This window comes from Pseudomonas sp. FG29 (genome assembly GCF_057809355.1).
This window is the reverse complement of sequence record NZ_JBMDJU010000018.1, coordinates 71,680-97,668: the sequence shown is the minus strand read 5'-3', so window position 1 is coordinate 97,668 and position 25,989 is coordinate 71,680. Positions and strand designations below refer to the sequence as shown.

At 59.9% G+C, this 25,989-nt stretch carries 30 protein-coding genes and 1 pseudogene; 8 read left to right on the top strand and 23 right to left on the bottom strand.

The window, feature by feature from the left end:
- Window positions 1–640 (top strand): calcium-binding protein (locus tag ACODS1_RS17740; protein ID WP_489086706.1); only part of this gene is annotated, 640 nt, incomplete at its 5' end.
- Between the two features lie 76 nt (window positions 641–716).
- Here the strand turns inward: ACODS1_RS17740 and ACODS1_RS17735 are convergent.
- Entirely contained in the window at window positions 717–1,157 is a 441-nt protein-coding gene (locus ACODS1_RS17735; protein WP_489086709.1) for a hypothetical protein, read from the bottom strand.
- A 283-nt stretch (window positions 1,158–1,440) separates the two neighbouring features.
- Between ACODS1_RS17735 and ACODS1_RS17730 the strand changes: the two genes are divergently transcribed.
- From ACODS1_RS17730 to ACODS1_RS17720, 3 genes are all read left to right on the top strand, one after another.
- Window positions 1,441–2,649 carry a hypothetical protein gene (locus tag ACODS1_RS17730; protein ID WP_489086705.1) on the top strand — a complete coding sequence of 403 codons (1,209 nt, stop codon included), beginning with the start codon at window positions 1,441–1,443 and terminating at the stop codon, window positions 2,647–2,649.
- A 123-nt stretch (window positions 2,650–2,772) separates the two neighbouring features.
- A complete protein-coding gene (locus ACODS1_RS17725) occupies window positions 2,773–3,594 on the top strand; it encodes a type IV toxin-antitoxin system AbiEi family antitoxin domain-containing protein (RefSeq protein WP_489086704.1) in 822 nt (273 codons plus the stop codon).
- Window positions 3,578–4,510, top strand: coding sequence for a nucleotidyl transferase AbiEii/AbiGii toxin family protein (locus ACODS1_RS17720; protein ID WP_489086703.1), 933 nt, complete (start codon window positions 3,578–3,580; stop codon window positions 4,508–4,510). Before ACODS1_RS17725 ends, ACODS1_RS17720 begins: the two co-directional genes overlap by 17 nt.
- Before the next feature lie 386 nt (window positions 4,511–4,896).
- Here the strand turns inward: ACODS1_RS17720 and ACODS1_RS17715 are convergent.
- Window positions 4,897–5,117 (bottom strand): annotated as a pseudogene (locus ACODS1_RS17715) (DUF2274 domain-containing protein).
- 394 nt (window positions 5,118–5,511) lie between these two features.
- Here ACODS1_RS17715 and ACODS1_RS17710 point away from each other — a divergent pair.
- From ACODS1_RS17710 to ACODS1_RS17700, 3 genes are all read left to right on the top strand, one after another.
- On the top strand, window positions 5,512–7,074 hold the full coding sequence (locus ACODS1_RS17710) for an alkaline phosphatase D family protein (RefSeq protein ID WP_489086702.1): 1,563 nt from the start codon (window positions 5,512–5,514) through the stop codon (window positions 7,072–7,074).
- A gap of 52 nt (window positions 7,075–7,126) precedes the next feature.
- Complete coding sequence (locus tag ACODS1_RS17705; protein ID WP_489086701.1) at window positions 7,127–7,786, top strand: hypothetical protein; 660 nt, start codon at window positions 7,127–7,129, stop codon at window positions 7,784–7,786.
- A 148-nt stretch (window positions 7,787–7,934) separates the two neighbouring features.
- Window positions 7,935–8,261 carry a hypothetical protein gene (locus tag ACODS1_RS17700; protein ID WP_489086700.1) on the top strand — a complete coding sequence of 109 codons (327 nt, stop codon included), beginning with the start codon at window positions 7,935–7,937 and terminating at the stop codon, window positions 8,259–8,261.
- Window positions 8,262–8,543: 282 nt separating this feature from the next.
- Here the strand turns inward: ACODS1_RS17700 and ACODS1_RS17695 are convergent, their stop codons facing one another.
- A complete protein-coding gene (locus ACODS1_RS17695; protein WP_079388625.1) occupies window positions 8,544–8,840 on the bottom strand; it encodes a helix-turn-helix domain-containing protein in 297 nt (98 codons plus the stop codon).
- A gap of 278 nt (window positions 8,841–9,118) precedes the next feature.
- On the opposite strand from ACODS1_RS17695, the gene ACODS1_RS17690 reads away from it, so the two are divergent.
- Window positions 9,119–9,370, top strand: a complete 252-nt coding sequence (locus ACODS1_RS17690; RefSeq protein ID WP_489086699.1) for a helix-turn-helix transcriptional regulator — start codon at window positions 9,119–9,121, stop codon at window positions 9,368–9,370.
- A 113-nt stretch (window positions 9,371–9,483) separates the two neighbouring features.
- On the opposite strand, the gene ACODS1_RS17685 is transcribed toward ACODS1_RS17690, so the two are convergent.
- From ACODS1_RS17685 to ACODS1_RS17590, 20 genes are all read right to left on the bottom strand, one after another.
- Entirely contained in the window at window positions 9,484–9,771 is a 288-nt protein-coding gene (locus tag ACODS1_RS17685) for a HigA family addiction module antitoxin (protein WP_003108490.1), read from the bottom strand.
- A 17-nt stretch (window positions 9,772–9,788) separates the two neighbouring features.
- Window positions 9,789–10,067 carry a type II toxin-antitoxin system RelE/ParE family toxin gene (locus ACODS1_RS17680; RefSeq protein WP_489086698.1) on the bottom strand — a complete coding sequence of 93 codons (279 nt, stop codon included), beginning with the start codon at window positions 10,065–10,067 and terminating at the stop codon, window positions 9,789–9,791.
- Window positions 10,068–10,160: 93 nt separating this feature from the next.
- Window positions 10,161–10,394, bottom strand: coding sequence for a DUF2274 domain-containing protein (locus ACODS1_RS17675; protein ID WP_489086697.1), 234 nt, complete (start codon window positions 10,392–10,394; stop codon window positions 10,161–10,163).
- A complete protein-coding gene (locus ACODS1_RS17670; RefSeq protein WP_489086696.1) occupies window positions 10,391–11,656 on the bottom strand; it encodes a TraB/TrbI/VirB10 family type IV secretion system protein in 1,266 nt (421 codons plus the stop codon). Before ACODS1_RS17670 ends, ACODS1_RS17675 begins: the two co-directional genes overlap by 4 nt.
- A gap of 2 nt (window positions 11,657–11,658) precedes the next feature.
- A complete protein-coding gene (gene trbG / locus ACODS1_RS17665; protein WP_489086695.1) occupies window positions 11,659–12,645 on the bottom strand; it encodes a P-type conjugative transfer protein TrbG in 987 nt (328 codons plus the stop codon).
- On the bottom strand, window positions 12,642–13,349 hold the full coding sequence (trbF, locus tag ACODS1_RS17660) for a conjugal transfer protein TrbF (RefSeq protein ID WP_489086694.1): 708 nt from the start codon (window positions 13,347–13,349) through the stop codon (window positions 12,642–12,644). The genes trbG and trbF overlap by 4 nt, the downstream gene beginning before the upstream one ends.
- A gap of 12 nt (window positions 13,350–13,361) precedes the next feature.
- On the bottom strand, window positions 13,362–14,522 hold the full coding sequence (gene trbL, locus ACODS1_RS17655; RefSeq protein ID WP_489086693.1) for a P-type conjugative transfer protein TrbL: 1,161 nt from the start codon (window positions 14,520–14,522) through the stop codon (window positions 13,362–13,364).
- Window positions 14,519–14,704: a hypothetical protein gene (locus ACODS1_RS17650; RefSeq protein WP_489086692.1), complete on the bottom strand. Its 186-nt coding sequence runs from the start codon at window positions 14,702–14,704 to the stop codon at window positions 14,519–14,521. The genes trbL and ACODS1_RS17650 overlap by 4 nt, the downstream gene beginning before the upstream one ends.
- A gap of 12 nt (window positions 14,705–14,716) precedes the next feature.
- Window positions 14,717–15,451, bottom strand: a complete 735-nt coding sequence (trbJ, locus tag ACODS1_RS17645) for a P-type conjugative transfer protein TrbJ (protein ID WP_489086691.1) — start codon at window positions 15,449–15,451, stop codon at window positions 14,717–14,719.
- On the bottom strand, window positions 15,448–17,877 hold the full coding sequence (trbE, locus tag ACODS1_RS17640; RefSeq protein ID WP_489086690.1) for a conjugal transfer protein TrbE: 2,430 nt from the start codon (window positions 17,875–17,877) through the stop codon (window positions 15,448–15,450). The genes trbJ and trbE overlap by 4 nt, the downstream gene beginning before the upstream one ends.
- Window positions 17,878–17,887: 10 nt before the next feature.
- Window positions 17,888–18,160: a VirB3 family type IV secretion system protein gene (locus ACODS1_RS17635; protein ID WP_489086689.1), complete on the bottom strand. Its 273-nt coding sequence runs from the start codon at window positions 18,158–18,160 to the stop codon at window positions 17,888–17,890.
- Window positions 18,157–18,498: a TrbC/VirB2 family type IV secretion system protein gene (locus tag ACODS1_RS17630; RefSeq protein ID WP_489086688.1), complete on the bottom strand. Its 342-nt coding sequence runs from the start codon at window positions 18,496–18,498 to the stop codon at window positions 18,157–18,159. Before ACODS1_RS17630 ends, ACODS1_RS17635 begins: the two co-directional genes overlap by 4 nt.
- Window positions 18,470–19,438 (bottom strand): P-type conjugative transfer ATPase TrbB, encoded by a 969-nt coding sequence (trbB, locus tag ACODS1_RS17625; RefSeq protein ID WP_489086708.1) that lies wholly within the window; start codon window positions 19,436–19,438, stop codon window positions 18,470–18,472. The genes ACODS1_RS17630 and trbB overlap by 29 nt, the downstream gene beginning before the upstream one ends.
- 59 nt (window positions 19,439–19,497) lie before the next feature.
- Window positions 19,498–19,932 carry a CopG family transcriptional regulator gene (locus ACODS1_RS17620; RefSeq protein WP_489086687.1) on the bottom strand — a complete coding sequence of 145 codons (435 nt, stop codon included), beginning with the start codon at window positions 19,930–19,932 and terminating at the stop codon, window positions 19,498–19,500.
- Window positions 19,929–21,920, bottom strand: a complete 1,992-nt coding sequence (locus ACODS1_RS17615; RefSeq protein WP_489086686.1) for a conjugal transfer protein TraG — start codon at window positions 21,918–21,920, stop codon at window positions 19,929–19,931. Before ACODS1_RS17615 ends, ACODS1_RS17620 begins: the two co-directional genes overlap by 4 nt.
- A gap of 222 nt (window positions 21,921–22,142) precedes the next feature.
- Entirely contained in the window at window positions 22,143–23,357 is a 1,215-nt protein-coding gene (locus ACODS1_RS17610) for an MFS transporter (RefSeq protein WP_489086685.1), read from the bottom strand.
- Between the two features lie 17 nt (window positions 23,358–23,374).
- Window positions 23,375–24,463, bottom strand: coding sequence for a flavin-containing monooxygenase (locus ACODS1_RS17605; protein ID WP_489086684.1), 1,089 nt, complete (start codon window positions 24,461–24,463; stop codon window positions 23,375–23,377).
- Between the two features lie 38 nt (window positions 24,464–24,501).
- On the bottom strand, window positions 24,502–24,852 hold the full coding sequence (locus ACODS1_RS17600; protein ID WP_489086707.1) for an ArsR/SmtB family transcription factor: 351 nt from the start codon (window positions 24,850–24,852) through the stop codon (window positions 24,502–24,504).
- Window positions 24,853–25,327: 475 nt separating this feature from the next.
- A complete protein-coding gene (locus ACODS1_RS17595; protein WP_196447136.1) occupies window positions 25,328–25,600 on the bottom strand; it encodes a hypothetical protein in 273 nt (90 codons plus the stop codon).
- A 139-nt stretch (window positions 25,601–25,739) separates the two neighbouring features.
- On the bottom strand, window positions 25,740–25,976 hold the full coding sequence (locus ACODS1_RS17590) for a thioredoxin family protein (protein WP_489086683.1): 237 nt from the start codon (window positions 25,974–25,976) through the stop codon (window positions 25,740–25,742).
- Window positions 25,977–25,989 lie beyond the last annotated feature (13 nt).

The following is a 25,989-nucleotide window of genomic DNA, read 5'->3' as shown; positions in this document are numbered from 1 at the left end:
TCTGCTCAGCGGTGGTGCAGGTGATGATCAACTGCGGGGTGGTGATGGTGACGACCAACTAAACGGTGGTGTAGGCAGTGACACGTTGTTCGGTGGTGCCGGCAACGATCAACTGTGGGGCGATGATGGGGACGATTTGCTCGACGGTGGCTCCGGCAATGATCTGCTCAGCGGTGGTGCAGGTGATGATCAACTGCGGGGTGGTGATGGTGACGACACTCTGCGTGGTAGTACTGGTAACGATTACCTGATCGGTAGTGCTGGTAGTGATACCTATGTGTTTGCTGTCGGTGATGCCCAAGATGTAATCAACAACCTCTCCAATACACCAGATGCCGATACTGATTTGCTGCAAATCGAGGGAATGGTGCGCGAGGGATTGTGGTTGTCACGGCAGGGAAACCATTTGGTTATTGACGTAATGGGTACTGAGGACAGCGTCACTATCCAGAACTGGTATGCAAACTCGGCCCAGCAGCTTGACGTGATCCGGGCAGGTGGTTCGTCGCTGTACGCGAATCAGGTGGATAGCCTTGTCAATGCCATGGCTGCTTTCGGTGCACCAGCAGGTGGTGAGCTCGACTTGACGGCAGTGCAGCGTGATCAGCTGAATACGATAATTGCGGCCAATTGGCAGTAGCTTTTGAAAGAGGAGCCGGTCAGTCGTTTTGGGCTGGCTCCTGCTTTTTGAATGTTCGCTATTGCTGGAAGGAGCTTCAGTTGTTTGCAACTGCTGTGCGTGTGACAGCGACAGTAGTTTTATTCCTTCCTATCGCTTGATCCAGTGCTTTCCTGAATTCGCTGACCTCTGAAGACCTTGTCGATGTGCCAGGTCCCGTTCCTTTTGTAGAGGCCGCTAATGGTTTTTCGCGCCATGGTTTTCCTCCTTGGCGCTCGCTGCGGGAGTGATCATGTCCCTTGGCACCTTCCTTTTCAATGATGGCCCGGTCGATGTAAGCGTCTGCCCAGGCATCCAGCTCTTGGCGATCAAAGCCGATGCCTTGCACCCCAATGCGGAATTCCCGCACGTAAGGCCGGACGGTTTTGTTGAATTCTGTGCGGCACATGCCGAGGTAGGCGGGGGCCGCACTGGCTCGCAGGATTCGGGGGGGGCAGGTGATCAAGCGTGCGGCTATCTGTTCAGATGATGCGGGCATGAATGTCGCCTCCTTATAGGCCCTGATCCGTGCTGCAGATGCTGTCCGCTGCTCGCTGGGCGAACAACGTGGTGGAGGGGGCTGCGGAGGGTTTGGTACAACAACCGTTTTGGCTCGGTTTGACCTGATGGATCGTGGCGTATGGCCTGTCGTTGGCTGGTACGGTGATATCAGGCTTAAGGATTGATGCGTGTCTTCCGAAGAGGTATCCCAGCAACCTGGTTCCAGTCCTGGTGGCCCAGTCAGTCGTGAGGAGATGTACGCAGAGGTGTGGCGGCTTCCCATGACCAAGATCGCGGATCATCACCGTGTTTCTTCCAGCTTCTTGGCGCGCGTGTGTACCCGCATGAATGTTCCGCGGCCGCCGCGTGGGCACTGGGTAAAGCTGGAGAATGGAGTACCCAGTCCTCAGCCATCCCTGCCTGAGGCTGGGCCTGGTGACCTTCAGGTATGGCGCAGGGGAGATGCTCTTGGTGCTGTTTCTCGACTGGTACCGAAGGCACCTGCACCGCGCAAAATCAACCCTGAACAGCTCCGAATATCGAGATCAAGTCAGCATCCTGTTGTCGTGGGGGCGTATGAGGTCTTTGAGCAGGGGCGAGTCATCGACCAGGGGTTCCTCAAGCCAGGTAGGCAGCGCCTGGTGGATGTCGTGGTGACCAAGCCTCAGCTTGAGTCGGCCCTGAAACTGGCGAATCAGCTGTTTCTCAAGCTGGAGGCTGCCGGCCATCGCGTGATGTTTGCCCCGAGTGACCGAACCTATGCCCGGGCCTCGTTTGATGAGCATGAACACCCACCCAAGAAGCCAAGGCACCGGCATCCGGCGTTGTGGTCACCATCCAAGCCCACAGTGGTTTTCGTCGGGACGGTTGCCATTGGGCTTACGTTGTTTGAGATGACTGAGGAGCTGGAGGCCCGTTACATCGATGGTAAGTACATCCTCACCTCCAAGATACCGTCGCAGCAGATGCGCCGCTTAAGCTCAACCTGGAACTGGTCGACGCGCATGGATTTTGCGACCGGCCGTCTATGTATAAGAGCGTTCTCGCCATATCCGTGGACTGATTGGTCTCAGAGTTGGAAGGAGGTTAAGCAAGGCTCGCTACGCGGCCAGCTGGATGAGATCGTCCAGCAGCTCACGGACGCCGCACCTGTAATTGCCCGATTGGTAGAGGACGCCGAGGAGCAGGCGAGAATTCGGCAACAGGAGGGGATGGAGCAGATTCGTCGGCGTGAGGAGAGAGAGCGGATTCGACTGCAAAACGAGGCAAGGGAGCAGGCGAGGACTGATTTGTTGAGTGCCATCAAGCATTGGGATGACATAAAGCGGATCCAGGCCTTTTTCAGTGATGCAGAGAGCTCCGCATCGAATCTGCCCGAAGCCGAGCGATGCATTGCTATGGACAAGCTCGCTCAAGCGCGTGAGCTTGTTGGTGAGCTGGATGCGCTCAAGGCGTTGCTGGAGTGGAAGGGGCCTAGGGAGCGCCTATAGCAATGTTCAAGAGTTCCTGTGTGGTTTATAAAAACTAAATTTTGCTCACTATTGGTGAGTATTTTTTAGATTTTCTAAACCCTCTTCTTGATGAAGGTTTAGAAAAGCTCTATTTTGCTCACTATGAGTGTGCAAAAGTATGAAAAACTAAACTCCTTGCTTGCAGGGCTCGGCGACAGCGACTTGGTATCCAGTAGCTGGTTGAAGGCTCATGGCTACAGCAGCAACCTGGTAGCGCGATATATCGCGAGCGGCTGGCTGGAATCGCCTGCGCGTGGAATCTATCAACGACGAGGCGGACGTCTCACCTGGGCTGCTGTAGTGCACGCGCTGCAGGAAGGAGAGCGATTGCCGCTGCATGTTGGCGGGCGTTTTGCCTTGGCTTGGCATGGGCACGAGCACTACCTGCGGTTGGGCGAGCGTGAGAGGGTCACTCTATATGGCCCTGGAAGCCTCCCCGCCTGGGTGGAAAAGCTTCCCTTGAAGGCTGAGGTGGTGCTGTGCGGCAAAAGCCCATTCAATCTGTCGGCATTGTCATTCAAGGCTGGTATGGATGACGAAGCCCTAAGGAATCTTGGGCTCGAGTGGGTGGATGCTGATGGCGACCGCGGCCGCATCGTCGTCGCGACACCTGAGCGCGCAATCCTCGAGCTGTGTGATGGCGTGTCAGACGCATCGCTCGTTTATGAAGTGGATGCGCTGATGCAGGGTGCGGACACCCTTCGTCCTCAAAGGCTAAGTATGCTGCTGCGACATTGCACCAGCATAAAAGCCAAGCGCTTGTTCCTAGCCCTCGCAGAACGCCACCAGCACGCCTGGGTGGATCATGTCTCGTTGGACGGCGTCTATCTAGGGAAGGGAAAGCGTTGCCTGGTTCCCGGTGGTCGCTTGAACCCAACCTACCAAATAACCTTGCCGACGGATCTTGATGAGCACCTGGGATAAGCGCTACACCGACCGAGTCCAGTTGTTAGTGGAAATTCTGCCGACCTTGGCGAAAGAAACACGATTTGCCCTCAAAGGAGGGACGGCGATCAACCTGTTCGAGCATGACTTGCCCAGGTTGTCTGTGGATATCGATCTGACTTGGTTGCCGATGCAGGACTATGCGCAGGATGCTGGTCAGATCTCCGATGCATTAGAAAGTCTGGGAAGGGCACTTGGCTCTGCGCCATTAAGACTGCAGGTACAAACATCGGCGCCAGAGAGAGGTGGCTTCATAAACAGACTGATAGTGAGTCGTGGACGAGCCCGAGTCCAAATAGAAACGACTCCGGTGATGCGCGGTTCCGTGCATCCGGTACGGACAATGGTTGTCCAGCCGCAGGTCCAGGAGGCCTTTGGCTTTGCCTCGATCCAGGTGCTCGACTTTGCGGATCTATATGCGGGGAAAATGGCAGCAGCATTGTCAAGGCAGCATCCGCGCGACCTGTTTGATATCGGTTTGCTTCTGGCCGATCCGCGCACAGATGAGCGACTTTGGCGAACCTTCCTGATCTACATGACCTGTAGCCCGAAACCTGCCTGGGAGATGCTGGTTCCCAATGAACCCAAGGATTTCGAGGCGATATACCAGACCCACTTCCGTGGTATGACTGCTGCCCCTGTCAGCCCAGAGATACTGCTGGAGCACCGCGCCAGGCTTCTTCGACAAATTTCAGAGTGGCTTACCCCGCAGTCGAGAGCATTTCTGGAATCCGTCGAGATGGAAAATCCAGATTTCGACTTGATCGAGTTGCCACAGGCAGCAGAGCTACCTGCGGTAAAACGGAAACTGCAGAATCTTGCTTCACGATCAGCTGCGAAGCGGGCTTCCGACCATTCTCAGTTGCAAGCGGCCTTCGAGATGTTCAAACGTTGATAGTGTCTGCAGGCTACCCAGGCTTGGCAGTCGGCGCCGGCACTTTAAATTCCGTAAATCTGGATAAGCGGCATTAAAGTGCCTTTATTTCTCCATAAATACACAGAATCGGCAACTTAGTGCCGATTTTGCTTCGTAATATCGAGAGCCACAGTTTCCACATGGTGCATGTCAAGAATTCCTTTAGCTTGGCTCTGTTCCCTAGATATTCTTGATTGAGACAGGAAAATCTTAAGTTTTGGCGGTTCAGCTGATTTTTTCTTAATTCATTCAGGTCAATTTCGTCCGAATGCCTTTGGGGCGAAGGCCCGTGATCTCATTTGTTACCAGCCTCTTCGGAGGCAAGGGCTTAACGGGCGGCCAGCCAAGGTAAATCGATTCGGTTGTCAGCACGTTTTACCAAGTCTCCTGAATACCCGATCCCTCACCATGAACGCCTCCAGCATGTACGGAACGAGCGTCAGGGCGTCGACCTCTTCACCGTAGGTCTGTGAGTGCAGCGCCGCGTAGCGCTTGAGGTCAGCCTTCAGGCTGGCCGGACAGGTGAAGGTCAGCTTCATGTTCTAGGTCTCTTCAGTGGGCCGAGACGTAGTTTGGTCGTGCTCATTGCAGGCTCTCTGTTCAACGTCTGCGAAATTGCACTCATCTGACCAGGCAATTGCATTGATGCTGACCACTCGCTTGCATCCGACTTGACCAGCGGGCGGCAGAGACGCGGAGGCAGAGACCGCCTCATTGCTGCCGGTAGCAATAGACCGCAACCGGCCAAAAGCGGACGTTGCTGCGTCGACTCAAGTGGCCTGTCAGGTTTTGTCTCTGATCTCTTCAGGCCGAGCTGCTGTATTGGTTGCCTTCTGCAAAGCGGCAGGACTATCTGGCGACTTTCTAGGTGTCAGCTAGAGTCAAAGTGCAACTATCGAGAAAGCTGCGGCCGCCGCTATTGGAGTGCATTGGGGCAGCGAGTACGAGCTTCTTCCAACTTCCGTCATGGGGGGCAGCGCATGAGCCTGTTACTCGGTCCAATCCTGCATTTTCGTGGTGTCAACAACGGTCAGTATCAGGTATCAGCCCTGGTTGTATTAGATAAGGGCGATTCAAAACCGGAACCTGCTGTGACCAATTGCACGGTAGATAGTGTCGCCAAGATCGCCTCCATCCCATTCGTCGCGCCGACTCAGGATGTCTGGAGGGTGGATCTGTCCGTCATTCAACAACCTGGCCTTAAGTCCCGGCAATGCAGCTGTGAGATGTCCGGTGGAAAAGCCAGTTTCTTTGTCCCTCCATTCGGAAAATCTCCCCGCGTGGCCTATGGGTCGTGCAATGGGTTCTCTGCCGACAAATACCGCAAGAAAGTGAAAGAACGGCAGAACGAGCGCTGGTCTGACATGGCGGCGCGCCACAAGGTCAAGGGCAAGGAGTTTCACATTCTGGTCATGGGGGGAGATCAGGTCTACACCGATGACCTGATGGTAATCCCGGGTGAGATGAAGGACTGGGCTGATCAGTGGTACAGCAAGCAAGTTGCTGCGAAGTGGACCAGGAAGCTGGAAAAGCAAGTCGACGAATACTTCGCCCAACTCTACGTCCAGCGCTGGAGCCAGGCAGGCCCACGCGAGGTACTTCAATCGATTCCCTACGTGGCCATGTGGGACGACCACGACATTACCGATGGTTGGGGCTCATACCCACAGGAACTGCATGAGTGCGAGGTCTACCGAAACCTGTTCCGAATTGCGACTCGGTACTACCGAATCTTCCAGCAGCAATTGGGGGACGGCCAGGTACATCCGGCCGCCGTACCCGACCAGAAGCCAGAGGCTAAGGGGTTTAGCCTCGCCTATACCGGTCTGGGTGAAGTTGCTTTTCTAGTCCCCGATCTCCGGAGTGAACGCCAGCCAGACCTCAACGTGGACGGAGTTTTCACTCCTACTCGTATCGCATCGGAGTACACCTGGGACGCTATTTTCGATTGGCTGGAAAAGCCTGAGACTGCAAAGCACAAGCACCTGATTGTGTTTTCCAGCCTTCCCGTTGCATACCTCGACTTGAACGCCGCGGAGGTTGCTCTCAATGCCCTGCCTGGCCAATGGGAGCTCGAGGACGACCTGCGCGATCACTGGCGCAGCAAGCCGCACCGTGATGAGAGGCAGCGGCTGATCAAGCGGCTATTGAACTTCGCTGCGAAAGGAATCCGGGTAACTATTGTGAGCGGAGACGTTCACGTTGCGGCGGCGGCAGTTATTGAGTCGACACTGCCTCAGCATGGACATGGAGCCGGGGCCATCTTTCAACTGGTGTCGACCGGAATAGTGCACACCCCACCTCCGGCCGTGGCCGTTTACTTCATGGAGAAGTTTGGGGCCGGGGAAGAAGTCATCGAGTTTGGGGTCCGGGCTCGAATGTTGCCGATTGGCTTCAAAGGGCACTTTCTGGTTCCAGAAAGGAACTGGCTTAGTCTGGAGCCTGATGAGAGGGGAAGGATTTGGGCTAACTGGCATGTTGAAGGCCATGAGTACCTGCTGACTCAGGTGATTGACCCAGTGGTGTTGCCAACCGTTGTTTAGCCAGTTGTCGTAACCAGCTTAGTTGATAATCCACCCCACTGAGGCCCTCTACATGGACGCCACACTGAAGAGGCTACACATCACCTGGCAGGTTGCTCTAGTGGTGCTTATGCCGGCCACATTAACCCTGGCTGCTGAAGCTACACCCAAGGAGGATACATTCCTGCCAATTGCTCTCAAAGACTGGATTGTCATCGTCAGTACCGTAGTGAGCATATTCATCGCATTCTGGGGCGTAGGGAACGCTCTCCAATCCGCTAAGAAGGTTATTCAGGAGAAACGGAACGAGCATCGTCAAAAGCAACTTGCCGCGGCGCGGGACATGATGAGGGAGATTTTCTCCGACCCATTGGCCCGTTCGGCAATGCGGATGATGGACTGGTCAGGACGAACCTTCATCCATGAAGAGCAGACCTTCACGGTGCATTGGAGGGATCTGAAACCGGCGCTTGTGGTGCACCAAAAGGGTACGGAGTTCGACAAGCAGCAGGAGTTCATCCGCGACAGCTTCGAGTCCTTCTTTGATCACATGCTCGTGCTTGAGCACTTCATCGAGCAGAACTATTTGAACGAGGCCGACATAGCTGTGCCTCTCGAGTATTACGCAGGGCGGATCATCGCTTTCCCCGACACCTATGAAGGATTCCTGTCCGCGTATGGGTACGGTGAGGCCCGAGACCTGATGCTACGTCTGGTGCAGCGTCGTAAGTAAACAAAACAAGCCAGCGTCACGAATCACACACTTTAGGTCGCACTCTGAGCATTTGCACTGAGGAGGTCTTTCTGAGATGGAAGAGGAAAGGTTGGCGCAAGTCATGGCCGTCCTCCAGCGGTTAGAGTCACGGTACCGATGGTCAGCCATGCGGTGGAAAGTAGGCTACAGACTGCTGCTGATTCTTTCTGCGGTGCTGTCAGCATCTGCGGCGATCGTGGCCAAGTTGTCGTTCATCGACTCAACTTTAGGAACAGACTGGTCAGCGATGCTTGCCGGAGGGGCTGCGGTGATGACGACGGTCATGGCCGCGTTGGACTTTGAAACAAACTTCAGGCTGAACCGCCGTTCTCGGCACCAGATACAAATTTTAGTTATGGAGGCCTTGAAGGGGGATCAAGACCCCAAAGATCTTCTCACTGCTGCCCAAAAAGTTATCAATGAACGAACGAAAGAGCTCGACAAGCTGGATTAGTCCAGACTCTCCGGAATCGTTAGCAGGAAGAATAGGGAGTTTAATTATGGGCGTCGTTTTCATTTACTGTATGACTGTCCGCTTGTGGCCGGTTGCTGCCTGCCGCGACCGGCAGCTTGGGGTCGACTTAGGCCGGTCGTCACTACGGCGTGTATTGGTCAAACCGCATGCAATCGAGTGGTCAATGCGAATGCAATTCGGTGGTCAAGTCAGTGCAATTTCGCAACTTCCGTGACGCCGACCAGTGTGGCTGCGAGCAATACCTACAAGTATTGATGGATTTTATCGGCGCCCCCGGGTGCGTCCTGTTTGTTTGATTTCTTCAAGCGAGACAGGTTGTTCATGCTTGAACAGCTCAGCGATTTGGCGTGTGGCACCAAGTGCTGTAGCGATCAGAACCAGAGCATCAAGGGTGATCTGACCATTGGACTCGAACCGCTTAATGGTCGATTCGGAAATACCCGCCATCTTCGCCAAGGACTTGCGGGAGAGGTTCTGTGCGAGTCGCGCTTCTCGAGCGTTGGCACCGACCTTCTGGGCCAGTTCGCCTGGAGCGAGCAGAGAATGGGTTAGGGCCAAGGTAAGACCTTATTTAATGGTTCACTTCTGATCCATTATGCGCCATAAAGCACTTTAATGGTTCAAATATGGACTTTTGTATCTTTCTGGCCTGGATTGCTCTAGGCGGAGATCGTATGCCCATGATCTTCATGCGTAAGCGGATTGCGTTGTCATAAGTCTGAGCTAGGCATCAATCTGATGAATGCATCGATTCTTGGATTTATTAGCTCGCTGTATTTGACTTCTGCTGGTTCGGTATACGTTACATTCGGCCCAATTTGTCTCGTATACGGAACATGGACTACTCCCTAATCACACTTCGACTTGGTGAGCAGCTTCGGCAGCGCCGCCTGAATCGTGGGTTGACGCAGGCAGCGTTCGCTTCCCTGGCAGGCGTCACCCGTCAGAAGGTTATCGCCATCGAGAAGGGCGACCTCTCGGTGGGGATGATTGCCTATGCGCGAGTACTGGCCGCCCTCGACTCTGAACTCAATGTGGTGCCGGCAGCGATGCCCACTCTGGACGACATCCATGGTGTATTCGACTGATGACTGCCGTGCTGCAGGTTGCAACGCCTGAAGGTGCCTGTGGGAGGATTCTTACCAGTGGCACTGACTACCTGTTCCGCTACCACGAGGACGCCGAGGGTCAGGTTACGGAACTAAGCAATCGCAGCAAAGCGCTCGATGTGCGGCTGTTCGCGATGCCTGGCTTGCCAAAGGTCGTAGTCGGCTTGCACTCCGAGCCAGGTGCGAGCTTTGCCGATGCCGGCCAACTCTAGGCGAACAGCCAAATCCGGACTGACCGGCGCATGGCCGTGCAAGATGCGAGACAGGGATTCCCGCGCAAAGCCAAGGCGGCGGGCAAGTTCGGCAATGCTGATGCCCAGTTCGGGGAGCACGTCCTCAAGCAGGGTTTCACCAGGATGCGGTGGGTTGAACATGGTCATGGATAACCCCCTCCTGTTTAGTGGTAGTCAAGGTAGTCGACGAGCTCGATGTCGCTACCCACGAATCGAAAGATCACTCGCCAGTTTCCATTGACGGTGAGTGACCAGAACTCTTCCAGTTCTCCTTTGAGGGAATGTAGCCGCCAACCGGGGATGTCGAGGTCGGCGGGTTCATTGGCTCTATCCATAAAACTCAGCATTCGGCCTAGGCGCTTTGCGTGGTTGGCCCGGATGCCTTTGGTTGAGCCAGATTCAAAGAAAATGCGTAGACCTTTGTGCCGGAAGCTTACGATCATGGCGACAAGTGTGATGTGTTAGGTCACGGTTTTCAACCGTGTGTGGGTTTTCTGCCGTTGTCATCACGGCAGCTGGGAGGGGATGCAGGCTTATCAATTGCCGCTGCAAGATTGTGTATTTGTTCTCCTGAACACCCGATCCCTCGCCATGAAGGCCTCCAGCATGTGCGGGATGAGCGTCAGGGCGTCTACTTCTTCACCGTAGGTCTGTGAGTGCAGCGCCGCGTAGCGCTCGAGGTCGGCCTTCAGGCTGGCCGGGCAGGTGAAGGTCAGCTTCAGGTTCTCGGTTCTCGGCAGTGGGCCGAGGCGCAGCTTGGTCATGCTCATTGAGGGTTCCTCTGTTGAGTGGAGAAAGGCTGATAGGGACGCAGCACCAGATCGCGGTTGACGATCACGCGCAGGGGCAGGCCAGGGCGCTGGGTCAACGTGGGCTGGATATCGAGGTTGCGGCGGGTGACCTCCTGGCCGACCTGATTCACTGTGTCTTGCAGGCTGTCGCGTCCGGCGATGATGATGCGGTCGCCATCGGTGCGACTGGTCGGTGCCGCCAACTCTGCACCGATGCCTAGTAGGCTTGTCATGGCCGCGCCTGCGACGATCCGATCCCAGTGCCAGTCGACGCCATCCTCGAGACCGGCATAGCCGGCCGCATCGGTTCCGACCAGGTTGTCGAGTTGGAAGGACGAGGTGTCCGGCAGGATCACCTGCTGCCACACCACCTGCACGCGGCTTTGCCCGTAGTTCACCTGGCTGTTGTAGCGGCCCAGCAGGCGTGCGCCTTGGGGGATCAGCACATGCTCACCGGTGGCACTGTCGTAGACCGGCTCGGTCACCGTGGCGATCACGTCGCCGGGTAGATCCGACTTGATGCCGGTGACCAGAGCCGCCGCGATGATGGTGCCGGCCATCACCTGGTAGGGTGACTCAGGCATCTGCAGCAAGCCGGAATTACGGATTTGTGCGTTTACGGATTTACTGAGAAACGCCTCGTTCCGTTCCTGCTGGGTCGGCGTTCCTGCAGTTGCGGCTACCGTGCCTGACGATGCCATACCCAGGGTCATGGGATCGAGTTGGGCACTCCCAGCGGATGCAGCCTTCGATTTCCTCGCGCTGCTGGTCTGGAAAAACACCGAGGACTGCGCTGCTTCCTCAGCTTCCTTGAGCAGGGCCAGGCGCTCCGCTTCAGCGGCATCTGACCCATACCCATAACCCTGCGCCTGGTGCTCTGCTCTGAGGATTGGCCCGCCCAGATCGCCGGGCAGCGGCGGCCCCAGTTGCGGTACCTCGGGCGCAGGTGGAGGCGGCAGCTGCGAGTAGTCTGCCGGCAACTGCTCCAGCCCCTCGGAGCGTGCTACGCGGTCGACGTTGTATAGCTCGTTCGGCTCGGCGCCCTGGCGGCGCTGCTGCGGCTGCAGCGACCACAGCATGGCTCCGAGTACCGCAGCCGATAGGCCGCCGACCACTACCGCCAGCATGCGCGGATTGAGGCGAGTGACCGGGCGCGGCTTGGCGCGCAGCTCCAGCGACTCCGGCGCTTCCTTGGGCGGTAGCGAGGTTGCGGCGGTTTGTTTGTCGTCCTTGGCCGTCATGCTCAGGGCCTCCGTGCCACGCCATCGGTGCGCTCAATCCGCACCACGTCACCCTTGTCGGCACCCAGGCGCAGCTCGGCCGCACCGAACAGGCGGTCGACGATGTAGTAAGGCGAGCGGAAGCGATAGTTGACCAGCTGTCCATCACCTTCGGGGCCAATTACAAATAGCGGCGGCAGCTCGCCTTGTGCGATGCCTGCCGGGAACTGGATATACACCTTGCGGCCGTCATCGAAAGCGCGCAGCGGTTTCCAGGGTGGATTGCTGCCGCTGATCGCATAACGAAAGCGCAGCTGCTCCAGCGTTAGGCCGGCATCCACCGGCGCTGCGGCCTGGGCGATGCTGGCGCGGTGTTGCAGGGCGAGCATGCGATCCTTCGGATAGTTCCAAGACACCGATGCCATCCAGGCGTGCTCGGTGGAGGTCAACTCGATCAGGTAGGTGCGGCGCGTGGTGGTGATCACCAAGTTGGTCTTGAGATCGATCCGCGTCGGTTTGATCAGCACGCTGGTGCGCAACTCATCGCCGCTGCCGCTGGTGGTGTCACCGACGATCCAGCGCACGGTGTCGCCAGCGGCTACGGTGATCAACTCTTCGCCGGGCTGCAGGTTGATCGTTGTGACTCGGCCCGGGCTGGCATACACCTGGTACAGCGCGCCATCGGAGTAGGGCCAAACCTGGATGGCGTTGATATAGCCTTCCCGGCTCGGCGCGACTCGAGCCTCGCGATTGGCACGCGAGACCCGCACGCGCTCATCGGCCGGTTCCTTGGCCGGCTTACTGCGCTGAGTTTCCTGCAATGGCTTGAGCTGGTCGGGCAGGGCCAGAGGTTTGGGTACTTCCACCACTTCGATGGGCTTGGGCGGCTCCGGCAGGCGCTGCGCTTCTACCGGTTCATCCAGCGCGATCACTGGCGGTTCCTGGCTGGCACAGCCGGCCAGTATGCTCAGCAGCAGAGGGCAGATTGAGAGGCTAAGGGAAGTTTTCATGGTTTCTTGGCTCCTTCCGTAGTGTCCAGCTCACGGCTCCAGGACAGGCCGTTGACGTAGATGCCGAGCGGGTTGCGGCGCAGCTTTTCCTCGGTGCGTGGAGGCTGCAGCACCAGCGAGATCATCGCGGTCCAGCGCTCCAGGCCGGAGGCTGAACCATTCACGAAGCGACGTTCGATCCAGCGCACCTGGAACGAGCTGTCGCTGGCACGTACTACGCTGGTGACTTCCACCGATACGGTCTCCTTGCCGACCCGGCTGAAGGGATCTTTGGCGCGGGCATAATCATTGAGGGTGGCCGCGCCTCGGTCGGTGGTGGAGTGATAGGCCTCCAGCCAGTTCTGCCGCACCACCACCGGATCGATCGAGAGCGAACGCACCAGATCGATAAAGCGCGCCAGGTGGTGAGCAATTTGTGCATCCTGGGGCTGGTAGGGACTGGCGGCTTCGCCGACGGCGCGCACCTGGCCGAGGTTGTCGACCTCCACCACGTAGGGCGTCACCGTCGACTGCGCCGAACGCCAGACCAGGCCGCCCGCCATCAGCAGCGCTAGGCCCAGGCAACCGAAGGCCATCAGCCGCCAGTTGCGTGCCTGCGCCAAGCTGCTGCCCATGCGCAGATCCCAGGCCTGTGCCGCTGCTTGGTAAGGGGTGACAGGTTGAGGGGTATCGCTATAGCGCACCCGTGGACGTCTGAATCGCATCCTCGTCCTCCTTTACGAATTCGATGGGTCGCGGATCTGCGGCCCAGGTGATGAACCACCGCCATCGCCACCACGAAGGGTGTGGGCGACCGTACTGGTGGCCTGTGAGAGTTGTTGCCTGCGCTGCAGGCGCCTGGCCCAGTCGGGCTGCTTGGCAGGGGCGGTTGCAGGATCGGAAGCTGCTGGGGCGCCACTTGTTGCAGCGCCGGAGGGGATTCCTGCCAGAGATCGAGCGCCGCCCATTGCCAAACGTGCTGCTCCGGGTGCCATACGTGCGCCGGCCAATACCGCGCCCCCGACACCTGCGGCGACTGCAGCCGCACCAGCAGCCATGCCCGCTGCGCCGAGTGCAGTACCGGCTGCTGCACCAGCACCCAGTTGCGGTGCGCCGGAAACCAGGCCGGTGGCAATGCCCGGGCCGAAAATGCCCAGGCCGAGCAGAGCCAGCGAGGCGAGCATGACCACCAGCACGTGATCGATGGAGGGCTCCTCCGGGACGGCCTGAAACTCGGCGAACAGCCCGCTGCCAATGCCGACGATCACCGCCAGCACCAGCACCTTGATGCCGGACGCGACCACGTTGCCCAGCACCTTCTCGGCGAGAAAGGCGGTCTTGTTCCACAGCGCGAAGGGCACCAGCACGAAGCCGGCGAGGGTGGTCAGCTTGAACTCGACTAAGGTCACGAACAGCTGAATGGCCAGGAAGAAGAAACTGACGATCACCACCAGCCAGGCCAGAAACAACACCAGGATGCTGTGCAGGTTGCTGAAGACTTCGGGAAAACCGCTGAGGCTGCTGATTTGCTCGAGCAGCGGCCCTCCGGCATCAATCCCAATCGCGGCCAATCGCCCTGGCTGCAGAAACTCCGCATGACTCAACCCGGAACCTGAGGCCAGCAGACCCAACCCGGCGAAGGAGTTGAAGACGATCTTGGCCAGGGCATTGAAGTTTCCGATGATGAAGGCGAAGGCACCGACATAGAGGATCTTGCGGATCAGCTTGGCGCTGACGTCCTCGCCGCCCATGGCCCAGAACAGTCCGGCCAGGGTCATGTCGATCACCACCAGGGTCATGGTGAGAAAGGCCACCTCGCCGCCGAGCAGGCCGAAGCCGGTGTCGATATACAGCCCGAACACCTCGAGGAAACGGTCGATCACGCTGACGTCGTTCATTGCACCTCCTCGTCGAAGCTTGGCGGGATCGCGGGCAAGTCTGTAGACCGCAGAAACTCGCCGGGCCGAGCACAGCCGGAGTAGAAGCGCTCAGTCGCATCTTCTTGCCGAGCCATGACCCCGTTTTCAGCCTGTCCGCAGGCGACCAGCACCAGCATCGGCAGCAGTGTCAGGAATCTCATGAGGGCGCCTCCCTACCGATAGAACTGCACGGGGTAGGGGGTATAGGGTGTGCCGTTGCCCATAAAGCGACGCCGCCGTTCGCGTGCCTCCTCGGCCGCTGCAGACTGCCGGGCAAGTTCCAGGGCGACGGCACGGTTCTGGGTGATCTGCAACTGCTGCGCCTGGATCGACTGCTTGGCCTGCAGGGCCAGCAACTGATTGGTAGCCTGGGCAGCCTGCAAGGCACCACCCGCGGACTGGCTCTGCTGCACCAGAGCAGCCAAGGCGCTTTCGTCCTCGGCCAGGTTCTGCGTCACCTGAGCCTGTACGCGCAGCGCCGTATGCAGCCCGTCGAGGCCCTGCTGCCAGCGCTCGCGGGCTTCTTCGGCAAGGCGTTGGCTGCTGACATCGCTGTTGTACTCGTTCGGGTAGAGACGGCTGAACTCCTGATCCAGGCGCTGCACTTCGTAGGCCAGCCCTCGCGCCTCGGCGAGCAGCCGCTCGGTATTGGCCAGGCTCGCGCGCAACTGGCTGATCACGTTGTAGTCCAGGCGCTGCAGATTGCGGGCCTGGTTCAGCAGTATCTGGGTCTCGTTCTGCAACTGGCGAACCTGGTTGTTCGTCATCTCCAGGGTGCGCACCGCAGTCAGGGTGTTCTGCACCAAGTTGGTCGGATCGATTACGGTGAAAGCGTTTACCGGCTTCACGGCTAGCAGACCCAGTACCAGCAACGTGGCGCAGGGGAAACAGTGTATAGGGGATCTCATGGCAGGCACTCCTTGCGTGACGAGGGATAAGCGGTGAGCAGGTCGGCGGCCCAGTCCAGGCCGCGGTGATGCAACCAGGCAGGGGCAAAATCGGCGGCGCCGGACGTTTGCAAAATGCGGTCGATCTCGCGCTGCTCGGCCGGGCTGGCCGAGGCAGCGAAGGCCAGCGCCACCGGCCCCAGGTCGAGGTCGAACAGGCGGTTGCCCAGGCGAGACTGGTAGTAGTAATCACGCTTGGGCGTGGCCTGGGCGATGATCTCGATCTGTTGGTCGTTGAGGCCGAAGCTTTGGTAGATGCCACGGATCTGCGGCTCGCCCGCCTGCGGGTTGGGCAGGAAGATGCGGCTGGCGCAGCTCTCGATAATCGCCGCAGCGATGCTGGAGTCCTTGATGTCGGCCAGCGATTGGGTGGCGAAGATGACGCTGACGTTCTTCTTGCGCAGGGTCTTGAGCCACTGGCGGATGCGTGCGGCGAATAGCGGGTCGTCGAGAAACAGCCACGCCTCGTCGAGGATCAGCAGGGTCGGCGCGCCGTCGAAGCGCTCCTCGAAGCGGGCGAACAGGTAGCTCAGCACTGCAGCTACCGCCGCCTTGCTGTGCATCAGTTCCTCCATCTCGAAGCACTGCACGTCGGCGCTGCCCAGCCGATCCTGATCGGCATCCAGCAATGCGGCATGGGCACCACCCAGTACATAGGGTTGCAGCGCCTGGCGCAGGGCGTTGTCCTGCAGCAGCACGGACAAACCGGTCAGTGTGCGCTGCGTCTCCGGCGCACCGGTCAGGCTATCCAGTGCCGCCCACAGCGCAGCCTTCTGCTCGGGGCCGACGGCCACGCCTTCCTGCAGCAAGCGCGCTTCCAGCCACTCGGCGGCCCAGGTTCGGTATCCCGGCTGATCGATGCGTGCGAGGGGCTGGAAGGCCAGGTCGCTATCGCCTCCGAGGTCGTAGTGCTCGCCACCGAGTCCCAGCACCGTTGCGCGTAGCGAACGCCCTATATCGAACAGAAACAGGCGCGAGCCCGGGTAGCGTCGAAACTGCAGAGCCAGGGTCGCCAGCAAAACCGATTTGCCCATGCCCGTGGGGCCAGCCACCAGGGTGTGGCCGACATCGCCAACGTGGGTAACCAGGCGAAACGGCGTTGCGCCATCGGTGCGGGTGATCACCAATGGCGGGCCATCCAGATGTTCGTTGCGTGCCGGGCCAGCCCAGACTGCCGAGACCGGCATCAGGTGCGCCAGATTGAGCGTGGAGATCAGCGGCTGGCGGACGTTGGCGTAGGCGTTGCCGGGGATCGACGACAGCCACGCCTCCACTGCGTTGAGACTCTCAGCGATGGTGACGAAGCCACGGCCTTGAATCACCCGCTCGACCCGGCGCAGCTTCTCGTCGGCGACCTGGGCGTCGGCATCGCTCACCGTCACGGTGGCCGTCACATAGCCGAAGGCGACCTGGTCGGCACCGAGCTCCTGCAGTGCCGCGTCGGCGTCGCTGGCTTTGTTTGCCGCGTCGTTGTCGAGCAGCGGGCTTTCCTGCTGGAAGATAGCTTCGCGCAGCAGCGCCAGGACGCCCTTGCGTTTGGCGAACCATTGCCGGCGCAGGCGCACCAGTTCCTTCTCGGCCTCGTCCTTTTCCAGGCAGATAAAACGGGTCGACCAGCGATAGGCGAAGCCCAGACGGTTGAGGTCGTCCAGTACGCCTGGCCACGTCGAGGTGGGGAAGCCACGAACCGACAGCGTACGCAGGTGCTGCTCGCCCAGGCGTGGCGCTAGGCCCGTGGTCAGTGGACTGTCGGCCAGCAGGGCATCGAGGTGGAAGGGCACTTCGGGCACCGCCAGCCGCTGGCGGTGGGTCGATACCGTGGCGTGCAGGTAGGTCAGCGTCTGGCTGTCGTCGAGCCAGGCGAGCTCCGGCAGTACCCCGTCCAGCAGGTCGAAGAAACGATCCGTCTCGGCGACAAAGGCAGTCAGCCGTTCGCGCCAGTCGACTCTGCGCTGCGGCCGGTGTTCGTAGAGCAGGCCGGCTGCGCGCGAGCGCGATTCCTCCGGTTGCAGGTAGAGCAGCGTCAGGTGATAACTGCTCTCGAAGTGGCTTCCGTGCGCCTCGAAGGCGGCGCGACGCTCCTCGTCCACCAGCCAGGACAAGGGTTCAGGAAAGTCGCTGTCAGGGTAGTTGGCTGCCCCTAGGCGCTCGGCCTCGATAAACAGCGCCCAGCCCGAGCCAAGGCGACGCAGGGCATTGTTCAGGCGCGCCGAGGTGGCCACCAGCTCGCTTTGGGTGGCGCTGTCCAGATCTGGCCCGCGAAAGCGCAGGCTGCGTTGGAACGAGCCGTCCTTGTTCAATACGACACCGGGTGCGACCAGGCCGGCCCAGGGTAGCCAGTCGGCGAGTTGGGCGGGGCGGCCCTGGTATTCGGTGAGGTTCAGCATGGCGGCCTCCTCACACATCCAGCAGCGACGGCTGCTTGATATGCCGGGCGAACACCTGCAGGAACTGTGGATCCAGACGGGCACCCCACACCGCCAGCGAGTGGCCGACGAACCAGAGCGCCAGGCCAGGCAGCCACAGCTGCAGGCCCAGGCCGACCACGGCCGCCAGGGTGCCGTTGAGGATCGCCACGTTGCGTGGCGCGCCTCCGAGCAGGATCGGCTCGGCCAGCGAGCGGTGCAGCGGCACCTCGAAGCCGGGGATGAGATCGCGTTCGCCGTTCATGCGATCACCGCCCCGCCGGCAAAGCTGAAGAAGCTGAGGAAGAACGACGACGCGGCGAAGGCAATCGACAGGCCAAAGACGATCTGGATCAGCTTACGAAAGCCGCCGCTGGTGTCGCCGAACGCCAGCGTCAGACCTGTGGTGATGATGATGATCACCGCGATGATGCGCGCCACCGGACCCTGCACCGAGTCAAGGATCGATTGCAGCGGCCCTTCCCAGGGCATTCCGGAGCCGGCTGCGAGAACCGGCAGGGAGGCGCTCAGGTAGAGGGCACCGAGCATCAAGGCACCGACGGAGCGCCGACGATTAGCAACGCGGGGATGGCAGGCAGTCATGGCTGTTTTCCTGAGGCAGCGAAGGAATGAATGCTGGGGCGATGGACGTGAGTTGATAGCCGCGCTCGTCATAGCCGGTGACGCGGGTGATCTGCTGGACATAGCGCGTGCTGCCACGCCCGGCGAGAAACACCACCAGGTTGACCGCCTCGGCGATCAGCGCCCGCGGCGCGGTCAGGGCGACTTCCAGAATCAGTTGCTCCAGGCGCAGTAGTGCGCCCTGTGCAGAGCCGGCATGAATGGTGGCGATACCGCCGGGATGGCCGGTGCCCCAAGCCTTGATCAGATCCAGCGCCTCACCGCCGCGCACCTCGCCGACCACCACGCGATCGGGGCGCAGGCGCAGCGTGCTGCGCACCAGATCAGCCATGGAGACCACGCCAGACTTGGTGCGCAGAGCGACGTGATCGAGGGCCGGACACTGCAGTTCGACCGTGTCCTCCAGCACCAGCACGCGGTCACCACTGCCGGCCACCTCGGCCAGCAGCGCATTGGCCAGTGTGGTCTTGCCGCTGCTGGTGCCGCCGGCCACCAGGATGTTCTGCCGCTCACGTACGGCCACACGCAGGTACTCGGCCTGCGGGGTGCTGAGGATGCCGTCGGCCACATACTGGTGTAGCGGGATGACCCCGGCTGCTCGCTTGCGCAGGGCGAAGGTCGGCCCGGCCACCACTGGCGGCAGTACACCCTCGAAGCGCTCGCCAGTCTCTGGCAGTTCGGCGCTCAGCAGCGGCTTGTTACGATGCACTTCCTGGCCGACATGCGCTGCCACCAGGCGGATGATCCGTTCACCGTCGGCCGCTGCCAGCGTACCCAGATGGGCGCGGCCAGCGGATAGGCGATCCAGCCAAAGGGCGCCGTCTGGGTTGAGCATCACCTCGACCACGTCCGGGTCATCCAGGGCGGCAGCGATCAGCGGGCCCATCGCCGTGCGCAACATGCGCGTGCGCCGATCCAGAGAAGCTGCCGCTGCACTCAGCACGGGGGAGGAGGCGACAGTCATGGACGCTCTCCCGAGACCTGAGCCTCTGCCTGAACCTCTTCGTGCACGTCTCTGACCAGGCTGCGTCCGCGATGCAGGTGACGGCCCAATTGCTCGACGAACTGGCTGAAGCGCAGCTTGCCCTGCGCGCGTGCTGCTTCCTGATGCGCCTCGGGTACCGGCGTGCTGACCGTGAGGTAGTAGCGCACATACAGCGCCACAGTCTCGATGAGGATGTGCTGGTCGCGCTCCAGGCGCTCTAACTGACGTGACAGGCGATCCAGGCGTTTGGCCATGGCCACCTCGCGCTGCTCGCCGGAGTCGGGCGACAGCCAGGAGGCCAGCGCCGCAGCAATGATTGAGGACTTCGACACGCCCTTGGTGATCGCCAATTCGTTCAGGCGCTTGGCATGCTCGGGTTGGATAAACAGGTTGAGGCGGGCTCGGCTCATAGGGCTATTCCATCGTCAGGGTCGAGGGCGGCCAGCCGGGCCACGCGCTGCAGGCGCGGGTCCGGCTGGGAGGGGAAGGGCGTGGGGATGTCGTCCTCATCGAGCAGCAGCAGGTCGCTAGTCAGCTCGTCGTGATCCGGCAACTGGGCGAGCTCCGTCAGCTCGGGCTGACGGCGTAGGCCGCCGTCCTCGACGCTTTCTACATTGGCCAAGTGAGCCGGCGCAGCGTCGGGGGCCGAAGGCACGGCCAGGTCGCTCCAATCGTCTGCGCGTGGCGACGGTGCGTCGGCATAGCGGCCCGGCTGCAAGCGCGGGGCGGGCAGCACCCGGCTCTGGAAGTTGGCGTCGGTGAAGTAGCGCAGCTTCTTCGCACGAATCGGCGCCAGGCCTGAGAGCATCACCACGGCCTCGTCGCTGGGCAGTTGCATCACCTCTCCCGGGGTCAGCAGCGGGCGTGCGGTTTCCTGGCGCGAGACCATCAGGTGGCCGAGCCAGGGCGCCAAGCGATGGCCGGCGTAGTTACGCTGCGCGCGCAGTTCGGTGGCAGTACCCAGGGTCTCTGAGATGCGTTTGGCGGTGCGTTCGTCGTTGGTGGCGAAGGTCACCCGCACATGGCAGTTGTCGAGGATCGAGTGGTTCTGACCGTAGGCCTTGTCGATCTGGTTCAGCGACTGCGAGATCAGAAAGGCGCGCAGCCCATAACCGGCCATGAAGGCCAAGGCCGTTTCGAAGAAATCCAGCCGTCCCAGCGCCGGAAACTCATCGAGCATCAGCAGCAGCTTGTGCCGGCGCTCAATGCCGTCGGATCCGTCGAGCGACTCGGTCAGGCGCCGGCCGACCTGATTGAGGATCAGGCGGATCAGCGGCTTGGTGCGGCTGATATCCGAGGGCGGCACCACCAGGAACAACGACACCGGATGCTCGGCCGAGATCAGATCGGCGATGCGCCAGTCGCAGCGCGAGGTGACTTCGGCCACCGTCGGGTCGCGGTACAAACCGAGGAACGACATGGCCGTGGACAGCACGCCCGAGCGCTCGTTGTCGCTCTTGTTCAGCACCTCCCGTGCCGCCGAGGCCACCACTGGATGCGGCGCATCGCCCAGGTGCGGCGTGGTCATCATCTGGTGCAGCGTCAGCTCGAAGGTGCAGGCCGGATCGGATAGGAAGTTGGCAACGCCGCGCAGGGTCTTGTCCTGGCCGGCGTAGAGCACGTGCAGGATGGCGCCGACCAGCAGCGCGTGGCTGGTCTTCTCCCAGTGGTTGCGCCGCTCCAGCGCGCCCTCCGGGTCGACGAGGATATCGGCGATGTTCTGCACGTCGCGCACCTCGTGGGCGCCGCGACGCACTTCCAGCAGCGGGTTGTAGGCGGCCGAGGTCAGGTCGGTGGGGTTGAACAGCAGACAGTGGGAGAAACGTGAGCGCCATCCCGCGGTCAGGCTCCAGTTCTCGCCCTTGATGTCGTGGATGACTGCCGAGGCCGGCCAGGAGAGTAGGGTGGGCACCACCAGACCAACGCCTTTGCCGGAGCGCGTCGGCGCGAAGGTCAGCACATGCTCAGGGCCTTCGTGGCGCAGGTACTGGTCGGCGAATTGGCCGAGGAATACACCTGCCGGTTGGGTCAGGCCAGCCTTGCGCACCTCATCCGCATCGGCCCAGCGCGCCGAACCGTAGGTGGTGACGCGGCGAGCTTGGCGTGCCCGCCAGATAGCCATACCGATGGCCACCACCAATGCCAGCAGACTGCTGCATGCAGCGATGCTGCCGCCGACGTTGAAGACATCCGGCGCATAGGCATCGAAGACAAACCACCACTCGAAGAGACGCCAGGGGTGATACACCGGCGTGCCCAGCAATTCGAACCAGGGCGCGCCAAGGCGAGCCTGATAACCGAGCGCGGCAGCCGTCCACTGCGTGGCACCCCATACTCCGGAGAGAGTAATGGCCAACACCACCAGCACCTGGCCGTAAAGCACCGTTGTTGCATGCATCCCTGAACCCAACCTCCCAGACAAAGCACACGGCACGTCGATGTGCCGCGGGCGAGAGGTTCGGTACTGGGAGAGGAGGGGTCAAAGACCGTTACGGTGGGGATTAAGAAGGTTGGGGCAACACTGCGGGCTATAGCGGTTGGCAGGTAAGCTCAGTAGGGCGGGGGGCAGATAACCGGTTAGCAGTTAACCATCAGGCAGGAGTCGGCCAGGAGCGGTCATTTACGACGCGTCAATCTTAGATGATGCAGACGTCGATGGAAGACCGAAGCTCGCCATCAAGCTTGTAGCAACCAAAACAGTCATTGCCACCAGCAAGGCTTGTGCCCCTAGCTTATCCACTGCGATTGCAGCCACGACGGGGCCGGTCGCTTGAGCAATCAGCATGGGGCGGGCCAGTAACCCCATTCGCGCTCCGTATCCTTCTTTGCCGAAAAGTACCAAAGGTAGAGTGCCGCGAGCGATAGTCAGAATGCCGTTGCCGGCTCCATACAGCGCCATCGCTACAAAGGCCAGCCATGGGGCGCCAGGTATTAGCATAACGATGCCAACGCCACTCAGCAGAATGGCGCCTCTTGCTGACCAAGTAGGATGCAAGTTGCGGCCTACAGAGAACTCCATGAGGCGACCCACCACCTGAGCGGGCCCGACCACCATGCCAATGGCGAGTGCGGTGACGGAGGCGATCCCAAGCAGTTTCAGCACATCAAGTAGGTGGACGGACACGGTCGAAACCACTAGCGATTGAAGCGTCAGGAGTAGTGCCAGCAAAAGAAAAAGCTGGCGGTACTCTGGTGATGGTGGGGGAACATTTTTCGCCTGCACGTGGCCGCTCTGAATGGGTGTTGAGGTTTCTTTGGGCACTACCAAGAGATAGATTGGAAGCCCGATTAATAGATGAGCCCCTGCTAGCACGAAGCAGCTATATCGCCAGCCAAGCTCGTGTTCCAAGCCTGCAATCAGAGGCCAGCCCAGAGTGCTGGCGAAGCCGCCAAGTAGAGTCAAGCCGGTCATCGAGGTGCGTGCACTGTCGCCGAGTAAGCGGCCCAGCGTGGAAAACGCGGCGTCGTATAAGCCCGCGGCCATTGCCGCCCCGATGCATGTCCAGGCCAGATAGTAGACGAGCAGATTGCCAGCCATCCCCATCAGAATTAGTCCAAGCGCCATCAACAACGAGCTGCTGGCGAGGACGGGCCGTCCGCCGTAGCGATCAATCTGGTGGCCTGCCAGCGGTGAGCAGACGCCTGCTACTAGAAGCCCCCAGGACAGGCCAGCGACTATGCTGGTCAGCGACCATCCCATGGCCTTGGAGATCGGTGTCGCCAGTACAGCCGGCAGGTAGTACGTCGTACTCCAGGCCAGGATCTGGGCGATACCCATAGCCCAGATGAGTTTGGCTCGATTAATCGTTGGCTGGTGGCTTTCGAGGTTGATCATGGAAAGAGCTCTTGTTGTTATGACTGCAAAGCAGCACCGCCCACGCCGACAGGCGCAGCCTTCAAGTAGCGCAGCAGGTGCTTCAGGTTGTATTCGATGTCGGGGCCAACCCCGCGCACCGTGGCCGAGGCGAAGTTGCGCTGTTTCGGCAAGCCAACGAAATACAGGCCGGGAACGTGGGTGGCGACTCCATGTCGTTGTAGTACGTTCCCTCGATCATCCATCATCGGCAGGCCTTCAAGGAAGGGCAGATTGGGACGGAAGCCGGTGGCGAATATCAGGCTATCAATTCGCTCTTCTTGCCCATCTGGCCAAACTACACCAGTGGGTGTGACCCGCTGGAACATCTGGCGCTGGCTGTAGCGGCCGGCCTTCAATGCCCCCCGGTAAGTCCCATCGTCCAGTACCGGCGTGCTCTGGTCGCTGAGCCAACGGCTATTTCCCAAGCCTGTCCACTTCAACCAATCATGGATGTCGACACCGAGTATGCGTTGGGGCATGAAGCGGACGGCCTCGCGCGTGGCCAGGGTAACCTGCGCTACTTGTGCTAACTCGTGAGCAATCTGCACCGCCGAGTTGGCCGCCCCGACAACCACAATCTGCTGCCCCTCGAATCCTGCTGGGTTGCGATATTGCGCGCTATGCAGGCGAGTGCCGCCAAAGCTGTCTAGCCCAAGAATTTCTGGGGTATACGGTCGGCTAAAGCCGCCCGAGGCCACTATCAGTGCCTTGGTCAGAAATTGCTGGCCATCCGCAGAGTCGACACGAAACCCTGTTTCGTCGCGACGTACTGCAGACACCCGAGTGTTGGGACGGATCGGCAGTTGGAAGCGCTCGGCATATTCCTCGAGATAACGCACCATTTCGTGTCGCAACGGGTAGTGCTTCGCTTGTCCTGGGAACGCCATGCCAGGTAGTGAAGAGTACGCCGCTGGCGAGAACAGCTTCAGGCTATCGTAGTAGTTGTGCCAGTTACCGCCTGGGCGCTGCTGTTCATCCAGGATGAGGAAATCCAATAGCTGTTGGCGCAGATGCCAGCCAGCCGCTAAACCGGATTGGCCGGCGCCAATGACGATGGCATCGAAAATTCGGATATTTTCGTTCATTTGTGTGCACCTATGCACGTATTCGGAGAAATGAAAGCTCAGAGTTGGTTGCCTGGGCAACAGAAGGGGGCAATGGCTTTGGTGTGCTGCAGGATGTCCTCCAGCTTCTTGATGATGGCCGGCCCATCGACCTCGTAAAAAACTTGGCGGCCCGACTTGGCCGAGCGGACTATGCCGACTTCAAGCAGTATCTGCAGGTGACGGGAAATCACGGAGCGCTCTTGCGGTAGCTCCGCTGCGATCTCGGTTACGTCAGCGCGCCCCAGTTGCATCACGCGTTTCAATACAGCTACTCGCGGAGGCTCGCACAGAGCCTTGAAGAAAGCGCTGTCGAGCGATTCGATGGCGGCTTCAATGGTGTGGGTTCGATATATAAGGAGACTGTCCATGCGAAACAATATATGTGCATTCTCATGCACGTGTAAAGCCGTATTGTTCTCCACGTTTGGGTGGGATAAGGGTGGTTCAGAAGTAGCAATGATCGCTAACCGGCCAATAGCTCTCGTCATTACGAAGCGTGTGCCTCGTCAGCCCTGCTCATGCTCCAGATAGGATAGTAGGTCGAACTCCCGGCCAATATCTGACCAAGCCCCATGATGCCTGCCAAGCGAATTCTATCGAACTGGGGGGAGTCAGCTTGAGGCATCTTCAAAGGTATACGTATTAGCTCGGTATCACGGCCACCGAACGGGTGGTCTGCCCTGAGGCTGATCATCCTGGCAGTCTGTAAATGCCACGTGTCATCTGTGTTCGCACACTAAAGGGCAGCGTATAGCGTTGCTCGCCTGACGCTGAAAAAAGAGAAGCCGCCCGAAGGCGGCTGCGAACTCTGGAGGGGACTATTTCCAGGCGCTCGATGATCGCTTACTTCTTCACCGCCTGCAGGTAATCCTTGAGGGTCTGCTCGTCAGCGGATTTGACAGTCATGCCATCCGGGCCGCTGCCGATGTCGGTGAACTGCTTGGCTGGCTCGCCAGTGGCCTTGAAGTCCTTCAGCTCCTGAGAGTTCTCGCGAAATACCCACAGACGGCCGTCCTCGATTTCAGTGACGAAACCAGGTCGGTCGTACTGGCTGGCCAGCGCAGTGCCGGCGAAGAGGCTGGAGAGCATCAGGGCGGTCAGGGCGATCTTTTTCATCGTTGTGCATCCTCGTGTGTTTGGGGTGGGCACACCCTAGCGAATCAAGGATGACGAACTTATTACATAATCCGCATATGCGACTAAGCGTATGTAAGATTTTATGTCAGATTGACATCTGCCGCAGATTTCACCGCGCTCAGCTCTTCTTCAGCAGCGCTTCCACCTCGGCGGGGCTGAGTACCTTGCCCATCGAAACCACCTGCTCGTCGATGGCCAGTGCCGGGGTCGACATCACCCCCATGGCCGCGATTTCGGCGATATCCGTGACCTTGACGATCTCGGCCTCGCGGCCGAGGTTGGCCAATGCGGCCCGCGTGTTGTCGGTGAGGGTGACGCACTTCTTGCAGCCCGTGCCGAGGATTTTGATGATCATGCAGGTTCTCCTG